Genomic DNA, 16,471 nt, shown 5'->3' with positions numbered 1-16,471 from the left:
GCGGGACGCTACCCGGGGTGCACGTGCAGCGCCGTGAGGTCCCATTCGGGCAGCGGATCGGGCATCTCCCGCCAGGCCCGCGGGCCGGCGAGCAGCTCGTCGTCGGTGAGCAGGGCCGGATCGAGCCGTCCGGTGACGTCGGCGCGGGTCAGGCCGAGACCGATGAACACGAGCTCCTGCCCGCGCGGCCCGTCGAACGACGACCAGGGGGCGGACGGATCGAGTGCCATGTTCGGCCCGGCCTGCGACCACAGCCCGGCGACGTCCGGCCGGGTCGCGATCCAGCAGAAGCCCTTGCTGCGCAGCAGGCCGGGCCAGTCGCCGAGCGCGTCCAGCAGCCGGGCCGGGTGGAACGGCCTGCCGGACCGCCAGGTCACCGAGGCGATGCCGTACTCAGGGGTCTCACGGGCCTCCGGGGTGTGCGGGCCGGCGAGCTCCTGGGCCCAGCCCGGTGTGCGGGCGGCGGCACCCGGGTCGTAGCGGCGGGTGTCGAGCAGCTCGGCGACGGGCACCGCGCCGCGCACGGCCCGCAGGACCCGGGCGCCCGGGTTCATCCGGCGCAGCAGCGACTCGATCCGGCCCAGCCGGTGCGGCGGCACCAGGTCGGTCTTGTTGAGCACCAGCAGGTCGGCGAACTCGACCTGGTCGGCGAGCAGGTCCGACAGCGTCCGCTCGTCGCCCTCGGCCGCCTGCAGGCCGCGGTCGAGCAGCGAGTCCTCGCTGGTCAGATGGGTCTCGAAGGTGGCGGCGTCGACGACGGTGACCATCGTGTCGAGCCGGGCGACGTCGGACAGCGCGGTGCCGTCGTCGAACTCCCACTCGAAGGTCGCGGCGACCGGCATCGGCTCGGAGATCCCGGTCGACTCGACGACGATGTGGTCGTAGCGGCGCTCGGCGGCCAGCTCGCCGACCGTGGTCAGCAGGTCCTCGCGCAGCGTGCAGCAGATGCAGCCGTTGGTGAGCTCGACCAGCCGTTCCTCGGTGCGGTGCAGCGTGCCCTGGCCGGCCACCAGCGCCGCGTCGATGTTGACCTCGCTCATGTCGTTGACGACGACGGCGATCCGGCGCCCGTCCCGGCCGGCCAGCAGCCGGTCGAGCAGGGTCGTCTTCCCGGCGCCCAGGAAGCCGGACAGGATCGTGACGGGGACGCGCTGATCGGCCATGGCTCTAATGATAACGACATTCATTTAGCGGTGGGCGCCGCGGGCCCGGTGCGGCGGGCGGCGGGGGCGCGGGGCAGGGTGCAGAGGTGAGCACCCCATCCGCCGACGCGGTCGCCGACGGTCCCCGGCGGTTGCGGCTGCTGCAGCTCGCCGCCCTGACCAGCACCTGCGACCGGTTCGCGATCGCGCCGCTGCTGGTGCCGATCGCGGTGTCGTTCGGCATCCCGCTCGCCGCGGCCGCCGGAGCGGCGGGCGGCTACTTCCTCGCCTACGGGCTCATGCAGGTGGTGTGGGGGGTGTTGTCGGACCGGATCGGGCGGGTCCGGGTGATGCGGATCGCGCTGGTCGGTGCCGTCCTCGGCGGGATCGCGTCGGTGCTGGCCCCGACGCCGGCCGTGCTGGTCGTCGCCCGGGTGCTCACCGGGGCGTGCACCGCGGCGCTGATCCCGGCCACCCTGGTCTACGTCGGCGACTCCTGGCCGGCCGCCGTCCGGCAGCGCCCGCTGTCCGACCTGCTCGCCGCGACCGCGGTCGGAACGGCGCTGGCCACCGCGGGCGCCGGGCTGCTCGCCGATCTCGCCGGCTGGCGCGCGGTGTTCGCGACGACCGCCACCGCCGCCGCCGTGCTGCTGGTCGCGCTGCGCGCCCTGCCCGAACCGGTCCCGGCCGAGCCCGGTCCGGCCGCCGGCGCGGGCACCGGTGAGCCGGGCGACCGGCGCTGGTGGACGATCCTGCGTCCGGTCGGCACGGTGCTCGGCAACCGGTGGGCGCTGGTCGTGCTGGCGCTCGCCTTCGTCGAGGGCGCCGTCGTCCTGGGCGTGCTCACCTACCTGGCGCCCGCCCTGCAGGCGGGCGGCAGCACGGCCGCGCTCGCCGGGATCGCCGCGGGCGGCTACGGCGTCGGCGCCCTGCTGTTCTCCCGGGTGGTGCGACGGCTGGTCGGCCGGGTCCCGGCCCCCGCGCTCGCCGGGATCGGCGGCGGCTTCCTGGCGGCGGCCTGGATCGGCCCGATGCTCCTGGTGCACCCGGTGACGGTCGCCGTGGCCGGCCTGATGCTCGGCGGATGCTGGGCGTTCCTGCACTCCACCCTGCAGACCTGGGCGACCGACGTCGTCCCGCAGGCACGGGCGACCGCGGTCGCGCTGTTCGCCACCGCCCTGTTCCTGGGCAGCTCGGCCGGGACCGCGCTGGGCGCCCCGCTCGCCGACGCCGGCCGGTTCCCCGCGCTGTTCCTCGCCGCGCTGGTGGTGTCGGTGCCGCTGGGGATCGTCGCGGCGCTGGCCCGCGGCCGTTACCCGCGGCGCCGGCCGCCCGGCGCTCAGACGTAGCGGTCGCGCAGCTCCCGCTTGACCAGCTTGCCGGTCGGCGTGCGCGGCAGGAAGTCGGTGAAGTCGACCGACGCCGGCGCCTTGTAGTGGGCGATCCGGCCGCGCACGAACTCGATCAGCTCGCGCTCCAGCTCGGGTCCGGTCCCGATCCCGTCGGACGCCTGGACGACGGCCTTGACCTGCTCGCCCATCTCCTCGTCGGGCACCCCGATGACCGCGACGTCGAGCACCTTCGGGTGCAGCGCCAGGGCGTCCTCGACCTCCTGCGGGTAGATGTTCACCCCGCCGGAGATGATCGTGAACGCCTTGCGGTCGGTGAGGAACAGGAACCCGTCGTCGTCGAGGAAGCCCAGGTCGCCGGTCGTCGTCCAGTTCTCGTGCTCGGGATGCTGCGCGGCGAGCGTCCGGCCCGGGTCGTTGTGATACTCGAACGGCCGGACGTCCCGCTCGAAGTAGACCGTGCCGACCTCGCCCGGCCCGAGCTCGGTGCCCTCGTCGTCGCAGATCCGGATGGTGCCCAGGCCGGCCCGGCCGACCGAGCCGGGCCGGGCCAGCCACTGGGCCGAGTCGATGAAGGTGATCCCGATGGCCTCGGTGGCGGCGTAGTACTCGTGCAGCACCGGGCCCCACCAGTCGATCATCGCCTGCTTGACCTCGACCGGGCACGGCGCGGCGGCGTGGATCGCCACCCGCAGCGACGACAGGTCGTACGCCGAGCGGACCTGCTCGGGCAGCTTCAGCATCCGCACGAACATCGTCGGCACCCACTGCGAGTGGGTCACCGAGTACCGCTCGACCAGCGCCAGCGCCTGCTCCGGATCGAAGCGCTCCATCACCACGACGGTCCCGCCCAGCGCCTGCACGGTGGCCGAGAACCGCAGCGGCGCGGCGTGGTAGAGCGGCGCGGGGGAGAGGTAGACGGTGTCGGTGTCGAACCCGTACATCGGCCCGAACAGCGCCTGGTAGGTGTCGCCGGGCTCGTCGACCCGGCGGCCCGGCAGCGCGGGCTTGATCCCCTTCGGGCGCCCGGTGGTGCCGGAGGAGTACAGCATGTCGGCGCCGCGCGGCTGCTCGGCCGGCGGCTCCGCGGACACCCCGGCCAGCTCGGCGTCGTAGTCCGCGTAACCGGTGGCGCCCGGGATCTCACCGCCGAACGCGAGCCGGACCGGCACCTCGACGTGGTCCTCGACCGCGGCGGCCAGACCGGCCACCCCGGCCGACACGATCAGCGCCTTCGCCCCGCAGTCCCGCACGATGTAGGCGGTCTCCGGGGCGGACAGGTGATGGTTGACCGCGGTCACGTAGAGCCCGGACCGCTGCGCGGCCCAGTAGACCTCGTACAGCCGCGGGGTGTTGTCCGAGATCAGCGCGACGACGTCGCCCTCCCGCAGGCCCGCCGCACGGAAGTAGTTCGCGAGCCGGGCCGAACCCTCCTCCAGCTCGGCGAAGGTGAGTGTCGCGCCCGATCCACCCATGATCACGGCCGGCTTGTCGGGAGTGGTCGCGGCGTGCGTGCCAGGGAACATCGGGGCCTCTCGTCGTCGGTCGCGCGGTGTCGCGCGGACTCTCCGCCGCCGATCCTGCCATCCGGCCGCCCCCGGGCCGGCACGCGCCGATTCCGGCGCCGCGGGCCGGTGGCCCGCGGAAGCGGTCAGTGCGCGTTCTGATACGCCTGCAGAACCGACGACGGGATACGCCCGCGCTCCGAGATCTTCATCCCCTGGGCGATCGCCCATTCGCGCACGGCCCGGTTCGCGGCGCGTTCGGACGCACTGGATCCGTTCGACGACGACGCCGCGGGCGCCGAGCTCCGGCGACCGCCCGCGCGGCGCGCGGCGGCGACGAAGGGGGCGAGCGATTCGCGCAGTCGCTCCGCATTCGCGGCGGACAGGTCGATCTCGTAGGCGCGGCCGTCGACGGCGAACTCCACCTGCTCGTCGGCCTCGGAGCCGTCGATGTCGTCGATCAGCGTGATCGTCGTCTGCTGCGCCACGTCGTCATTCCTTCCGGGGGAATCTCGGGCATCCGAGCGGATGAATCGTCACCGCTGGTGCGAGTCGGTATCCCGCCGGGAACCCCCGGAACCGCGGTGAAGCGTTTTCCGAGCAGAACAGTAAGGGATGCCGATGTGCCCTGTCGAACCCCTCGCGGAAAAGCACCGGAGTTGTTACCGGCCGAAGTGTGGATACGGCGTCCGGGTGAGGTGGAATCGGCGGAAAGGTGCAGGCGCCGGGGGTGCCGGAGGGGTCCGGGAGGCCTGCCCCGGACGGCCCCGATCAGCGCGGCGTCGGCCACCACGGCTCGGTCGGGACCGTGTCGCGCAGCGTACCGGCCGGCCCGGACAGGTCGATCCGCCGCCCCGGCTGCGGCAGCGCCAGCAGCACGTCCTGCGCGGCGGCCGCCTTGCGGGCCCGCTCGGCGGGCTCGTCCCACGGGTGGAAGCCCAGGTTGAAGGTCGCCCAGTGGATCGGGAGCAGCACCCGCCCGCGCAGGTCGCGATGCGCGGCGACGGCCTGCTCCGGATCGGCGTGCACGTCCGGCCACAGATCGGCGTAGGCGCCGATCGGCAGCACGGTGAGATCGAACGGGCCGTGCCCGGCCCCGGTGCGGGCGTGCACCCGGCTCGGCCCGGTGTCCCCGCCGAGATAGACCGAGTGCTCCGGGCCGGCCACCTTCCAGGCCGCCCACAGCGTGGTGTTGCGGCGGATCCCGCGGCCGGAGAAGTGCCGGGTCTCCAGGCAGGTCAGGGTCAGGCCGCGGACCTGCACCACGTCGTCCCAGTCGCGCTCGACGACCCGGTGCCCGGGGATCCCCCAGGCGCGCAGGTGCGCGCCGACGCCGAGCGGGCCGACGAACACCGCCCGGGTGTCGCGGGCCAGCCGGAGCACCGTCGGCCGGTCCAGGTGGTCGTAGTGGTCGTGGGTGAGCAGCACCAGGTCGAGCTCGCCGAGCGCGGAGAGCGGGGCGACCGGTGGGTGCATCCGGCGCGGGCCCAGCCGGGGGACCGGGGTGGCGTACTCCGACCACACCGGATCGACGAGCACCCGCGCCCCGTCGATCTCCAGCAGCACGCAGGCGTGCCCCAGCCAGGTGACCGCGAGCCCGGCCGGCTCGGCGACCTGTTCCAGCGGGGAGAGCGGCACCGGGCCCGGCGGCACGCCCTCGGTGGTCCGGCTGCGCATCATGTTGAGCAGCATCCGGAGCGACGCCTTCGCCCGCGGCAGGCCCGGCTCGGTGTTGGCGAAGATCCCGTCGACCGCGTTCGGCGATCGGCCGGTGACCCGGCGCAGCTGCGCGCGGGAGGCGCCCATGTTCCGCCGCACGTGCAGGCCCAGCCCGGCCAGGGCCAGCAGGGGAGCGGTCAGGGCGGTCGCCGTGGTCAGCGCCCGGGCGGTGGCGGTGCGGGAGTGGTGGGAGTTGCGGGACACGATCACCACAGTACGAACACCGCGGCCGCGACGCCCGGGGCCCGCCCGCGCCTACGCTGCCGGACGTGACGGACGTGACGGAACCGCGGGTGCGGACGGAGCGGCACGGGCACGTGCTGCTGGTCCGGATGACCCGGGCGGGCAAGCGCAACGCGGTGGACGCGGCGATGACGGCGGCGCTCGACGACGCGCTCAACGAGCTCGACGACGACCCGGACCTCTGGTGCGGGGTGCTCAGCGGGGACGCCACGGCGTTCTGCGCCGGGACCGACCTGGCCGCGGGCTCGGGCGGGCCGACCCCGCGCGGCGGGAACTACGGCGTCGTCCGGCGGGACCGGCGGCGGCCGCTGATCGCCGCCGTCGAGGGCGTCGCGTACGGCGGCGGGTTCGAGATCGTGCTGGCCTGCGACATGGTGGTGGCCGGCACCGGGGCCCGCTTCGGGCTGCCCGAGGTCGCCCGCGGGCTGGTCGCGAACTGCGGGGCGCTGTTCCGCACGCCGCGCCCGCTCCCGCTGAACGTCGCCAAGCAGCTGCTGGTCACCGGGCGGCCGATCGACGCGCGGCGGGCGCACGATCTCGGCCTGGTCAACGAGCTGGTCGAGCCGGGCACGGCGGAGGCGGCGGCGCTGGAGCTGGCCGGGCAGGTCTGCGAGAACTCGCCGCTCGCCGTGTCGGTGACCCTGCGCGCGCTGGAACGGGTCGTGTCGGAGCCGGACGCGCGCGGCTGGTCGGCGACCGACGTCGCGACGGCCGCGATCGAACGGTCCGAGGACCGGGCCGAGGGGATCGCCGCGTTCCTGGAGAAGCGGCCGCCGCGCTGGACCGGCCGCTGACCGGCGCCGGATAGGCTCCCCCGCATGGCGGCCCGGGCCCGACGCGACGAGCTGGTCGCACTGCTGCAGGACTACGCGGGCGAGTCCGGGCTGCTCGGCCAGGTGTTCGCCGGCCGGCACCGGCTGCACCCCACCGACCTGCACGCGCTGCTCGCGATCATGCGGGCCGACTCGGCGGGCGACCCGCTGACGCCGGGCGTGCTGAGCGCCCGGCTGGGCCTGTCCACCGGGGCCACCACCGCGCTCGTCGACCGGCTCGAACGCGCCGGTCACGTGCGGCGCGGGCGGGAGTCGGCGGACCGGCGCCGGATCACCCTGCGGCAGTCCGGTGACGCGGCCGGGATCGGCGCCGCGTTCTTCGGGCCGCTGGGCAGCCGGATGGACGCGCTGCTGGCCGACTTCGACGACGCCGAGCTCGACGCCGTCGCCCGGTTCCTGGTCGCGATGACCGACCTGGTCCGCGAGCACCGGGCCGCGATGGGCGCCGGCTCCGGCTGATCCCCGGGCGCCCGGTGCGTGACACGGGGACGCGACGACCGGCCGATTGCGCACCCCGTCATCCGCGGGAGAAGGTGCTGGCATGAACGACAGCGCCGTCAGCATCCCCCATCCCGCCGGTGTCCCCGCCGATCTCACCGGGCTGTCGTTCGAACCGCTCACCCCGACGTCGTTCCTGGACCGGGCCGCGGCCGCGCACGGCGACCGGATCGCCGTCGTCGACGGGGACCTGCGGTTCAGCTACGCCGAGCTGCACGAGCGGTGCCGCAAGCTGGCCGGCGGGCTCGCCGCGATCCACGGCGGCCGCCCGGTGGCGGTGCTGGCGCCGAACACGCACGTCGCGCTGGAGGCCACCTACGGCGTGCCGTGGTCGGGCGCCCCGCTGGTCGCGGTCAACACCCGGCTCTCGGCGGGCGAGGTCGGCTACATCCTGCGCCACTCGCGGGCCTCGGTGCTGGTGCACGATCCGGTGTTCGACGAGCTCGTCGCCGAGGCGCTGGCCGGGCTCGACGAGCCGCCGCAGGTGGTGCGGGTCGGCGACGACTACGAGCGGCTGATCAGCTGGGGCGAGCCCACCGCCGTCACCCCGGACGACGAGCGGTCGCTGCTGTCGATCAACTACACGTCCGGGACGACCGGGCACCCCAAGGGCGTGATGTACCACCACCGGGGCGCCTACCTGCAGGCACTGGCGATGGTCGGACACACCGGGCTGACGCCGTCGTCGGTGCACCTGTGGACGCTGCCCATGTTCCACTGCAACGGCTGGTGCTTCCCGTGGGCGGTGACGGCGGCCGCCGCGACGCACGTCTGCCTGCCGAAGGTGGAGCCGGCGCGGATCTGGGAGCTGGTCCGCGAGCAGGGCGTCACGCACCTCAACGGCGCGCCGACGGTGCTGTCGATGATCGCCTACGCGCCGGAGGCGGCGCCGGTGTCGACCCCGGTCCGGGTGGCGACCGGCGGCGCGCCGCCCAGCCCGGCGATCCTGCGCCGGATGGCCGAGCTCGGCTTCGACGTGACCCACCTCTACGGCCTGACCGAGACGTTCGGCCCGGCGATGCTGTGCGATTGGCGACCGGAGTGGAACGACCTCGACGGCGACCGGCAGGCCCGGCTCAAGGCCCGCCAGGGCGTCGGGAACCTGATCTCGCAGGCCGTGCGGGTGATCACCGACGACGGCCGGGACGCGCCGGCCGACGGCACGACCACCGGGCAGATCGCGTTGCGCGGCAACAACGTCATGCTCGGCTACCTGGACGACGAGCAGGCCACCCGGGACGCCGCGCCGGACGGCTGGTTCCGCACCGGTGACATCGGCGTGATGCACCCGGACGGCTACGTGGAGCTCCGGGACCGCTCCAAGGACGTCATCATCTCCGGCGGCGAGAACATCGCGAGCGTGGAGGTGGAGCAGGCCATCGCCGACCATCCGGCGGTGCTGGAGGTCGCGGTGATCGCGATCCCGGACGAGCGCTGGGGCGAGGTGCCGGCCGCCTACGTGACCCTGCAGGACGGCGCGACGGCGACCGAGGAGGAGATCGTCGAGCACGTCCGCGGCCGGTTGGCCCGGTTCAAGGCGCCGAAGCGGGTCACCTTCACCGAGCTGCCGAAGACGTCCACCGGCAAGATCCAGAAGTTCGTGCTGCGGGACGCGGCGTGGGCCGGCCAGGAGCACCGGATCGGCTCCTGACCCGCGGCGGGGCTCAGGAGCCGGACCGCCACTCGTCCCACGGGATGGTCCAGTCGTGGTAGAGGCCGTCCCGTGCGGTGAGCGGCTCGGAGCTGCCGGTGACCTCCACCGGGTCGCCGAAGGTGGCCATCGCGAAGAACTCCTTCGCGTCCGCGGTGGACAGGTTGATGCAGCCGTGGCTGACGTTGCGGTTGCCCTGCGCGTAGGCCGACGCCGGGTTGGCGTGGATGAACTCGCCGTTGTTGGAGATCCGGACGGCCCAGTACTGCGGCTGGTCGACGTAGCCGTACGCCTCGTTGGTCATCAGGACCTTCTCCGACTTGGCCATCACCACGTGCACGCCGGAGCGGGTGACCCGGTTCGGGTCGGACTCCAGGCCGTAGGAGGCGTCGTAGCGGGCGATCTCGCGGCCGTTCTCGACGACGGCGATCTGGTGGCTGCGGGTGTCGGCCTTCACGATCCGGCCGGTGCCGATGGTGAACGACCGGTCGACGTCGGCGGTGGCCCAGCCGGCGTCGCCCAGGTCGAGCCCGCGCAGCGCGGCCCGCACCCGCACCCGGGTGCCCGGGGGCCAGTACTCCTTCGGCCGGTAGTGCACGCGGGAGCCGTCGGCGTCGTCGGGCATCCAGCGCCAGGCGCCCTCCACCGGGGTGGACGTCTCCACCGAGAGGGTCTTCGTGACGGCCGCCTTGGCCTCGTCGGACAGGTCCGCCGGGAAGCTGAGCGCGACCGGGGCGGCGATGCCGACCTCGGCGCCGTCGCGGATGTTGAGCCGCGCCTCGATCTCGTCGTCCGGGTCGACCGTGCTGAACGCGTCCCCGGCGAGCGGGCGCCGGGTGCCGTCGTCGAGCACCCAGGTGCCCGACCAGCGGTAGCTGCTGCCGAAGTCCAGCGGCGCGGACGCGGTCCAGCTGCGGCCGTCCGGCGACAGCACGCCGGGGACGGGGCCGTCGTCGCCGGTCAGCGCGACGCCCTCCAGGTGCCCGGTGCTCGCCGCGACCCGCACCTGGCCGCGCGGGGCGACCGGCGGGCCCGGCCGGGGGCTGGTCGTGACGAACGCGGGGACCTGCGGCTGCGGCGGGTCCGGCGCCGCCGCCCCGGCCAGGTTGCGCGCGATCGACTCGCCGAACCCGCCGCCGGCGACCGCCGCGGTGGCGCCGGCGACCGAGGCGACCAGCACCAGCAGCCCCGCGGTGAGCAGGGCGAGGCTGCGGCGGTGCAGCGACCGCCGCCGGCGCGGTGTGTGCCGGCCGCGCGAGCGCTCCCAGGACCTGGACATGGGGAGATGATCCCCCGTGCGTCACCCACACGGGGTCACCGACACGTCACCGTTCGATCACCGGATGCGAGGCTGGTGCCATGAGCTACGACGTCGCCGCCATCCGCAGCCGGTTCCCGGCACTGCGGGCCGGGATCGCGCACTTCGACGGCCCCGGCGGCTCCCAGGTGCCCGACGTGGTCGCCGGTGCGGTGGCCGGCGCGCTCACCTCCCCGCTGGCCAACCGGGGCACGATCACCGTCGGCGAGCGCGCCGCGGACGCGATCGTGCACGGTGCCCGGGCCGCGATCGGCGACCTGCTCGGCACCGACCCGCGCGGCGTGGTGTTCGGCCGCAGCATGACCGCGCTGACCTTCGACCTGGCCCGCACGCTGGCGGCGACCTGGGCGCCGGGGGACGAGATCGTCGTGACCCGGCTCGACCACGACGCGAACATCCGGCCCTGGGTGATCGCGGCGGAGGCGGCGGGCGTGACCGTCCGGTGGCTGGACCTCGACCCGGACACCGCCGAGCTGGACGACGTCGCCCCGCTGCTGTCCGACCGGACCCGGCTGGTCGCGGTGACCGGCGCGTCGAACCTGGTCGGCACCCGCCCGGACGTGCCGGCGATCGCCGCCGCCGTGCACGCCGCCGGGGCGCTGCTGATGGTCGACGGCGTGCACCTGACCGCGCACGAACCGGTGGACGTGCGCGCGCTCGGCGCCGACCTCTACGCCTGCTCGCCGTACAAGTTCCTCGGCCCGCACTGCGGGGTGCTCGCCGCCGATCCGGCGCTGCTGGAGACGCTGCACCCGGCCAAGCTGCTGCCCTCCTCCGACGCTGTGCCGGAGCGGTTCGAGCTGGGCACCCTGCCCTACGAGCTGCTGGCCGGGACGACCGCGGCGGTCGAGTTCCTGGCCGGCCTCGACACCGGCGCCCGCGGGGACCGGCGGGCCCGGCTGCAGGCGTCGATGACCGCGGTCGCCGCGCACGAGCTGGCGCTGCGGGAGCGGATCGAGGCGCACCTGGCCGGGCTGCCCGGCGTGACGGTGCGCTCGCGGGCCGCGTGCCGGACGCCGACCCTGCTGGTCACCGTCGACGGCCACCCGCCGGAGCAGGTGTACCGGTACCTGGCCGAGCGCCGGATCGCGGCCCCCGCCTCGTCGTTCTACGCGCTGGAGTGCTCGCGCCGGCTCGGTCTCGGCGACACCGGGGCGCTGCGGATCGGGCTGGCCTGCTACACCGACGACTCCGATGTGGACCGGCTTCTCGACGCCCTGTCCGCGCTCGTCGGGGCCTGACCCGATGTATGTGAGACTGTTCAGGTGATTCGCCTTCGGTGGCTCGCCGCCGCGTCGCTGTCCCTGTTGCTGCTCGCCGGGTGCTCGGCACCGACCGTCCCCCCGGAGCAGGCCGCCGGATGCGTCCCCGGGGCGGGCGACGCCCCCACCACCGGCGTGCCGTTCTCCTACGCCACCAACGTCGAGATCGCCGGCGGCGACGGCTACCGGGTGCTGACCGTCCGGCAGCCCTACCCGGGCGGCGCCCTGCAGTCGGTGGTGCTGCTCGGCTGCGAGCAGGACGACCCGGTCCTCCCGGCCGAGCTGACCGACGCCCCGGTGCTGCGCACCCCGGTCGCGGGCATCTTCGCCTACTCCACCACCCAGCTGCCGATGATCACCGAGCTGGACGTGCTGGACCGGCTGACCGGGGTCGGCTCGCTCGACCTGATCAGCGACCCGGCGGTGCGCGCGCACGTCGAGTCCGGCGCCGCCGTCGAGTTCGGCCGGAACTTCGCGATCGACGCCGAGCGGGTCGTCGCCGAGGACCCGCCGGTGCTGCTCACCGGCGGCGAGGACGACCCGGCCCTGCCCGCGCTCGCGGCGGCCGGCATCCCGGCCGTCGGCTGGGCCGACTACCTGGAGACCGGCCCGCTCGGGCAGGCCGAGTGGATCAAGGTGATGGGCGCGCTGACCGGGCGGGACGCCGAGGCCGCCGCCGCGTTCGACGGCATCGAGCAGCGCTACACCGAGCTCGCCGCCCGGGTCCGCGGCGCCGAGCCGACGCCGATCGTCGCCGGTCAGCCCTACCAGGGCAGCTGGCCGGTCGCCGCGGGCGACTCGACGGCCGGGATCCTGTTCCGGGACGCGGGCGCGTCCTGGTCGGGGGAGCGGGCGCAGAGCACCGGGCGGCTGCCGCAGACCCTGGAGTCGGTGCTCGCCGAGGACGGCGACGCCCGGATCTGGCTCGCCGACGGCCCGTGGCGGACCACCGCCGACATCGCCGCCACCGATCCCCGGCTGACCTCGATCGCGGCCGCCGGCCCGGACGGGCAGGTCTGGACCCGGGACCGGTTCCTCGGCCCGACCGGCGGCAACCAGATCTACGAGCGGGGCGTGCTGCACCCCGACGAGATCCTCGCCGACCTGGTCGCGATCCTGCACCCGGAGCTGCTGCCCGGTCACGAGTTCGTCTACTACCGGCAGGTGCCCACCGGATGACGGGTGCCGCGCCCCGGCGCCCGGTGGCCGGCGCCACGCCGTCCCCGGTACCCGAACCGGACCGCTCCGCGCAGCGCTCCGGCGGCCGCGCCGCCGTGGTGCTGGGCCTGCTCGCCGCCGGGGCGCTGCTGCTGTTCGCGCTCGCCGTGTCGACCGGCTCGGTGGTGATCGGCCCGGCCCGGACGCTGTCCGCGCTGCTCGGCGTCGGCTCCCCGGATCCGCGGCTGGACCTGCTGGTCACCGACCTGCGGGTGCCGCGCGCGGTGACCGCGGCGCTGGCCGGGGCGGCGCTCGGCACGGCCGGGCTGCTCACCCAGACCCTGTTCCGCAACCCGCTCGCCGAGCCCTACGTGCTCGGCGTCAGCGCCGGCGCCGCGCTCGGCGTCGCGCTGATCACCACGCTCGGCGCGGCCGCCGGTGCCGCCGCGTTCGCCACCGGCGGGCTCGGCGCGGCGCCGGTCCCCGGCGGCCGGCTCGGCATGGTCGGGGCGGCCGCGGTCGGCGCCGGGCTGGTGCTCGGCCTGGTGCTGCTGCTGTCCCGGTTCGCCCGGTCGGTGACTGCGCTGCTGGTGATCGGCGTGATGATCGGCTCGGCGATCACCGCCGTGGTCAGCCTGCTGCTGGTGTGGACCGACCCGGACACCGCCCAGCAGTTCCTGATGTGGGGCCTGGGCAGCGTCAGCGGGGTGGCCCGCGGGGAGCTGCCGGTGCTCGCCGCGGTCGTCGGTGCCGGGCTGCTCGGGGTGCTGCTGCTCGCCAAACCGCTGGACGGCCTGCTGCTCGGCGACGACTACGCGCGCACCGCGGGCGTCGACGTCGGCCGGGTGCGGCTGGGCGTGCTGGTCGTCGCGGCCGTGCTGGCCGGGACGGTCACCGCGTTCTGCGGGCCGATCGGCTTCCTCGGGATCGCGGTGCCGCACCTGGCCCGGATGGCGGTCGGCACGTCGCGGCACCGGGTGCTGGTGCCCGCGACCGCGCTGACCGGGGCGGTGGTCGGGCTGGCCTGCGCGATCGTCGCGCACCCGCCCGGGTTCGGCACGGTGATCCCGCTGAACGTGGTGACCTCGCTGGTCGGGGCGCCGGTGGTGGTCGCGGTGCTGCTGCGCTCCCGGCGGCTGGGCGGGGGCGCCTGGTGAGCGGGCTGGTGCTGGCCGGGCTGACCGTCGGGTACCGGGCCGAGCGGGCGCTGCGCCGCGGCCGCGGCACGCCGGTGCTGTCCGGGATCGACGCCGTCGCCGGGCGCGGCGAGCTGACCGTGCTGCTCGGGCCGAACGGCGCGGGCAAGTCCACCCTGCTGCGCACGCTGGCCGGGCTGCAGCCCGCGCTGGGCGGCTCGGTCGCCCTCGACGGCGGCGACCTGCTCGCGCTGCGCGCCCCGGCCCGGGCCCGCCGGGTCGGGGTGGTGCTCACCGACCGGCCCGATCCCGGCCTGCTGACCGGGCGGGACGTCGTCGAGCTGGGGCGACTGCCGCACACCGGCGGCGGCGGGGTGCTGGGCCCGGCCGACGACGCCGCCGTGGACACCGCGATCGACGCCGTCCGCGCCGGGCCGCTCGCCGGGCGCCCGCTGGCCCGGCTGTCGGACGGGGAGCGGCAGCGGATGATGGTCGCGCGGGCGCTGGCCCAGCAGCCGACGCTGCTGCTGCTCGACGAGCCGAGCGCCTTCCTCGACGTGGCCGCCCGGGTGGCCCTGCTCGGGCTGCTGCGCCGGCTGGCCCGCGAGCAGGACCTGTGCGTGCTGCTGTCCACCCACGACCTGGAGCTGGCGCTGCGGCTGGCCGACCGGGCCTGGCTGCTCGACGGGGCGGGCGGGATCGTCACCGGCACCCCGGGCGGGCTGGCCGCCTCCGGCGCGGTCGGCGCCGCCTTCGACACCGACGAGCTGGTCTTCGATCCGGGCTCGGGCACGTTCCGGCTGCGTTCCGGCGACGGGGCCTGACCGCCGCTGCGGCCGCGGCCGGGCGGGCCTAGGTTCGTCGTGAAAGCGTCCCCCGATCCGGAGGAGATCCACGATGCCTGACGCCGCGACCGCGGCCGATCTCGAGGCGCTGCTGCTGACCCGGTCGCTGGACGACCCGGAGCTCGCCGCGGCCACCGAGCGGACCGCCGACACCCCCGTGCTGCCCGACGTGTCGGTGGTGAAGGTCGGCGGGCAGAGCTTCGTCGACCGCGGCCGCGCCGCGGTGTTCCCGTTGGTGGAGGAGCTGCTGCAGGCCCGCGCCGAGCACCGGCTGCTGATCGGCACCGGCGGCGGGACGCGGGCCCGGCACGCCTACGCGCTGGCCGCCGAGCTGGGCCTGCCGACCGGCGTGCTCAGCTCGGTCGGCAACGCCGTCGCCGGGCAGAACGCCACCATGCTCGGCTACCTGATGGCCCGGCACGGCGTGCCGGTGGTCTCCGGCGGCGGGTTCGAGGCGCTGCCGCTGTACCTCTCGGAGTCCCGCGCGGCGATCTTCGCCGGGATGCCGCCGTACGCCATGTGGCAGCCGCTGCCGGACGAGGGCGTCATCCCGCCCTACCGCACCGACGCGGGCTGCTACCTGGTCGCCGAGACCTACGGCTGCAAGAACATGATCTTCGTCAAGGACGAGGACGGGCTGTACACGGCGAACCCGAAGACCGACCCGTCGGCGACGCTGATCCCGGAGATCACCGCCGACGAGCTGATCGAGCGGGACCTGCCCGACCTGGTCGTCGAGCGCCCGGTGCTGCACCTGCTGCGCCGCGCCCGGCACGTCCGGTCGATCCAGATCGTCAACGGGCTGGTGCCCGGCAACCTGACCCGCGCCCTCGCCGGCGAGCACGTCGGCACGATCATCACCGCCGGAGGTGCGCGATGAGCGGCACGTACCCGAAGGACGTCGAGTCCGCGCTGGCCCGCCAGACCCTGCTCGACCGCGACCGGGTCCGCCCGGTGGACCAGCAGCGGCCGGTGATCCGGATGCTGCCCGCGCTGCGGGTGCTCGTCCTCGGCGGGCGGTCGATCATCGACCGCGGCCGGGACGTGCTGCTGCAGCTGGCCGACGAGATCCGCGCCGCGCTCGACGGCGATCCGCTGCTGATCTGCACCGGCGCCGGGATCCGGGCCCGGCACGTACTCGGCGTCGGGCTCGACCTGGGCCTGCCGACCGGCGCGCTGGCCGAGCTCGCCGGGCGGGAGGCCGAGCAGAACGGACACCTGGTCGCCGCGCTGCTGGCCGACCGGGGCGTCGCCTACCTCGGCCACGACACCGTCGCCCACCAGCTGCCGGTGCACCTGGCCGCGTCCAACGCCGCCGTCACCAACGGCTACCCGCCGTTCGGGGTGCACGAGTTCCCGGCAAGCACCGGGAAGATCCCGCCGCACCGCACCGACACCGGCGCCCTGCTGCTCGCCGACGCCTGGGGCGCGGCGTCGCTGACCTACCTGCGCGACGGCGACGGCGTGCCCGCCGCCGACCGCACCGCCGCCGAGCTGCTCGCCGGTCCCGCCGGGGCGGCCCCGGTCGACGTCGAGGCGCTGCAGACGCTGCGGCGCACCAAGCACGTCCGGTCGTTCCGGGTGATCGACGGCACCACGCCGGGGAACCTCACCGCCGCGCTGGCCGGCACGCCGGTCGGCGCGCTGATCACCGCCTGATCCCACGGCGGCGTGCCGGTCCGCGCTTGTCCGGGCTTGTCAAGGGGCGCCGCGACGAGGTTGCGGCGCCCCGGTTGGCAGGGGATGACACGGTCCCGGCCGGATCCCGCGCCGTCACACCGTCGTCATCGGAGGCAGGGAACGTCGTCGGCT

14 protein-coding genes and 1 pseudogene are annotated in these 16,471 nt (G+C 75.3%); 10 read left to right on the top strand and 5 right to left on the bottom strand.

The genetic code is table 11. From position 1 onward, the window contains the following. Positions 1-8: 8 nt before the first annotated feature. Entirely contained in the window at positions 9-1,163 is a 1,155-nt protein-coding gene (locus tag ABD160_RS23705) for a GTP-binding protein (protein ID WP_344026149.1), read from the bottom strand. Between the two features lie 86 nt (positions 1,164-1,249). Here ABD160_RS23705 and ABD160_RS23700 point away from each other — a divergent pair, with 86 nt between their 5' ends. Beyond that, positions 1,250-2,491, top strand: a complete 1,242-nt coding sequence (locus ABD160_RS23700) for an MFS transporter (protein WP_344026147.1) — start codon at positions 1,250-1,252, stop codon at positions 2,489-2,491. On the opposite strand, the gene ABD160_RS23695 is transcribed toward ABD160_RS23700, so the two are convergent. From ABD160_RS23695 to ABD160_RS23685, 3 genes are all read right to left on the bottom strand, one after another. Continuing rightward, on the bottom strand, positions 2,482-4,017 hold the full coding sequence (locus ABD160_RS23695; RefSeq protein ID WP_344026145.1) for an acyl-CoA synthetase: 1,536 nt from the start codon (positions 4,015-4,017) through the stop codon (positions 2,482-2,484). The two genes, ABD160_RS23700 and ABD160_RS23695, sit on opposite strands and share 10 nt — an antisense overlap. A 125-nt stretch (positions 4,018-4,142) precedes the next feature. Continuing rightward, the gene (locus ABD160_RS23690) at positions 4,143-4,484 is read right to left on the bottom strand and encodes a histone-like nucleoid-structuring protein Lsr2 (RefSeq protein ID WP_344026143.1); all 342 of its coding nucleotides are present in this window, start codon (positions 4,482-4,484) and stop codon (positions 4,143-4,145) included. A 283-nt stretch (positions 4,485-4,767) separates the two neighbouring features. Beyond that, positions 4,768-5,919: an MBL fold metallo-hydrolase gene (locus ABD160_RS23685; RefSeq protein ID WP_344026141.1), complete on the bottom strand. Its 1,152-nt coding sequence runs from the start codon at positions 5,917-5,919 to the stop codon at positions 4,768-4,770. Between the two features lie 65 nt (positions 5,920-5,984). On the opposite strand from ABD160_RS23685, the gene ABD160_RS23680 reads away from it, so the two are divergent. The 3 genes from ABD160_RS23680 (at position 5,985) to ABD160_RS23670 (ending at position 8,940) form a co-directional block, all read left to right on the top strand. After that, positions 5,985-6,752: an enoyl-CoA hydratase-related protein gene (locus tag ABD160_RS23680; RefSeq protein WP_344026139.1), complete on the top strand. Its 768-nt coding sequence runs from the start codon at positions 5,985-5,987 to the stop codon at positions 6,750-6,752. A 24-nt stretch (positions 6,753-6,776) separates the two neighbouring features. After that, a complete protein-coding gene (locus ABD160_RS23675; RefSeq protein ID WP_344026137.1) occupies positions 6,777-7,250 on the top strand; it encodes a MarR family winged helix-turn-helix transcriptional regulator in 474 nt (157 codons plus the stop codon). A gap of 82 nt (positions 7,251-7,332) precedes the next feature. Then, positions 7,333-8,940 (top strand): AMP-binding protein, encoded by a 1,608-nt coding sequence (locus ABD160_RS23670; RefSeq protein ID WP_344026135.1) that lies wholly within the window; start codon positions 7,333-7,335, stop codon positions 8,938-8,940. 13 nt (positions 8,941-8,953) lie between these two features. Here the strand turns inward: ABD160_RS23670 and ABD160_RS23665 are convergent, their stop codons facing one another. Continuing rightward, a complete protein-coding gene (locus ABD160_RS23665) occupies positions 8,954-10,219 on the bottom strand; it encodes a L,D-transpeptidase (protein ID WP_344026133.1) in 1,266 nt (421 codons plus the stop codon). 80 nt (positions 10,220-10,299) lie between these two features. Here ABD160_RS23665 and ABD160_RS23660 point away from each other — a divergent pair, with 80 nt between their 5' ends. The 6 genes and pseudogenes from ABD160_RS23660 (at position 10,300) to ABD160_RS23635 (ending at position 16,318) form a co-directional block, all read left to right on the top strand. After that, a complete protein-coding gene (locus ABD160_RS23660) occupies positions 10,300-11,499 on the top strand; it encodes a cysteine desulfurase-like protein (RefSeq protein WP_344026132.1) in 1,200 nt (399 codons plus the stop codon). A 24-nt stretch (positions 11,500-11,523) separates the two neighbouring features. Next, the gene (locus ABD160_RS23655; protein ID WP_344026130.1) at positions 11,524-12,699 is read left to right on the top strand and encodes an ABC transporter substrate-binding protein; all 1,176 of its coding nucleotides are present in this window, start codon (positions 11,524-11,526) and stop codon (positions 12,697-12,699) included. Further along, a complete protein-coding gene (locus tag ABD160_RS23650; protein WP_344026128.1) occupies positions 12,696-13,835 on the top strand; it encodes a FecCD family ABC transporter permease in 1,140 nt (379 codons plus the stop codon). The genes ABD160_RS23655 and ABD160_RS23650 overlap by 4 nt, the downstream gene beginning before the upstream one ends. A 107-nt stretch (positions 13,836-13,942) precedes the next feature. Next, positions 13,943-14,638: pseudogene (locus ABD160_RS23645) on the top strand (ABC transporter ATP-binding protein); the annotation flags it as partial. A 73-nt stretch (positions 14,639-14,711) separates the two neighbouring features. Further along, a complete protein-coding gene (locus tag ABD160_RS23640) occupies positions 14,712-15,539 on the top strand; it encodes an amino acid kinase family protein (protein ID WP_344026124.1) in 828 nt (275 codons plus the stop codon). Further along, positions 15,536-16,318 carry an amino acid kinase family protein gene (locus ABD160_RS23635; protein ID WP_344026122.1) on the top strand — a complete coding sequence of 261 codons (783 nt, stop codon included), beginning with the start codon at positions 15,536-15,538 and terminating at the stop codon, positions 16,316-16,318. Before ABD160_RS23640 ends, ABD160_RS23635 begins: the two co-directional genes overlap by 4 nt. The last annotated feature ends 153 nt before the right edge of the window (positions 16,319-16,471 follow it).

The sequence above is a fragment of the Pseudonocardia kongjuensis genome (assembly GCF_039526905.1).
Taxonomy (GTDB): domain Bacteria; phylum Actinomycetota; class Actinomycetes; order Mycobacteriales; family Pseudonocardiaceae; genus Pseudonocardia; species Pseudonocardia kongjuensis.
Note: the sequence above shows the minus strand (reverse complement) of the source record. Positions and strands in the feature narration are given on the sequence as shown.

Excerpts from the sequence above, each read along its gene's own strand:
- ABD160_RS23705 (WP_344026149.1), bottom strand. The coding sequence starts at position 1,163 with ATGGCCGATCAGCGCGTCCCCGTCACGATCCTGTCCGGCTTCCTGGGC.
- ABD160_RS23695 (WP_344026145.1), bottom strand. The coding sequence starts at position 4,017 with ATGTTCCCTGGCACGCACGCCGCGACCACTCCCGACAAGCCGGCCGTG.
- ABD160_RS23675 (WP_344026137.1), top strand. The coding sequence starts at position 6,777 with ATGGCGGCCCGGGCCCGACGCGACGAGCTGGTCGCACTGCTGCAGGAC.
- ABD160_RS23670 (WP_344026135.1), top strand. The coding sequence starts at position 7,333 with ATGAACGACAGCGCCGTCAGCATCCCCCATCCCGCCGGTGTCCCCGCC.
- ABD160_RS23665 (WP_344026133.1), bottom strand. The coding sequence starts at position 10,219 with ATGTCCAGGTCCTGGGAGCGCTCGCGCGGCCGGCACACACCGCGCCGG.
- ABD160_RS23660 (WP_344026132.1), top strand. The coding sequence starts at position 10,300 with ATGAGCTACGACGTCGCCGCCATCCGCAGCCGGTTCCCGGCACTGCGG.
- ABD160_RS23650 (WP_344026128.1), top strand. The coding sequence starts at position 12,696 with ATGACGGGTGCCGCGCCCCGGCGCCCGGTGGCCGGCGCCACGCCGTCC.
- ABD160_RS23640 (WP_344026124.1), top strand. The coding sequence starts at position 14,712 with ATGCCTGACGCCGCGACCGCGGCCGATCTCGAGGCGCTGCTGCTGACC.
- ABD160_RS23635 (WP_344026122.1), top strand. The coding sequence starts at position 15,536 with ATGAGCGGCACGTACCCGAAGGACGTCGAGTCCGCGCTGGCCCGCCAG.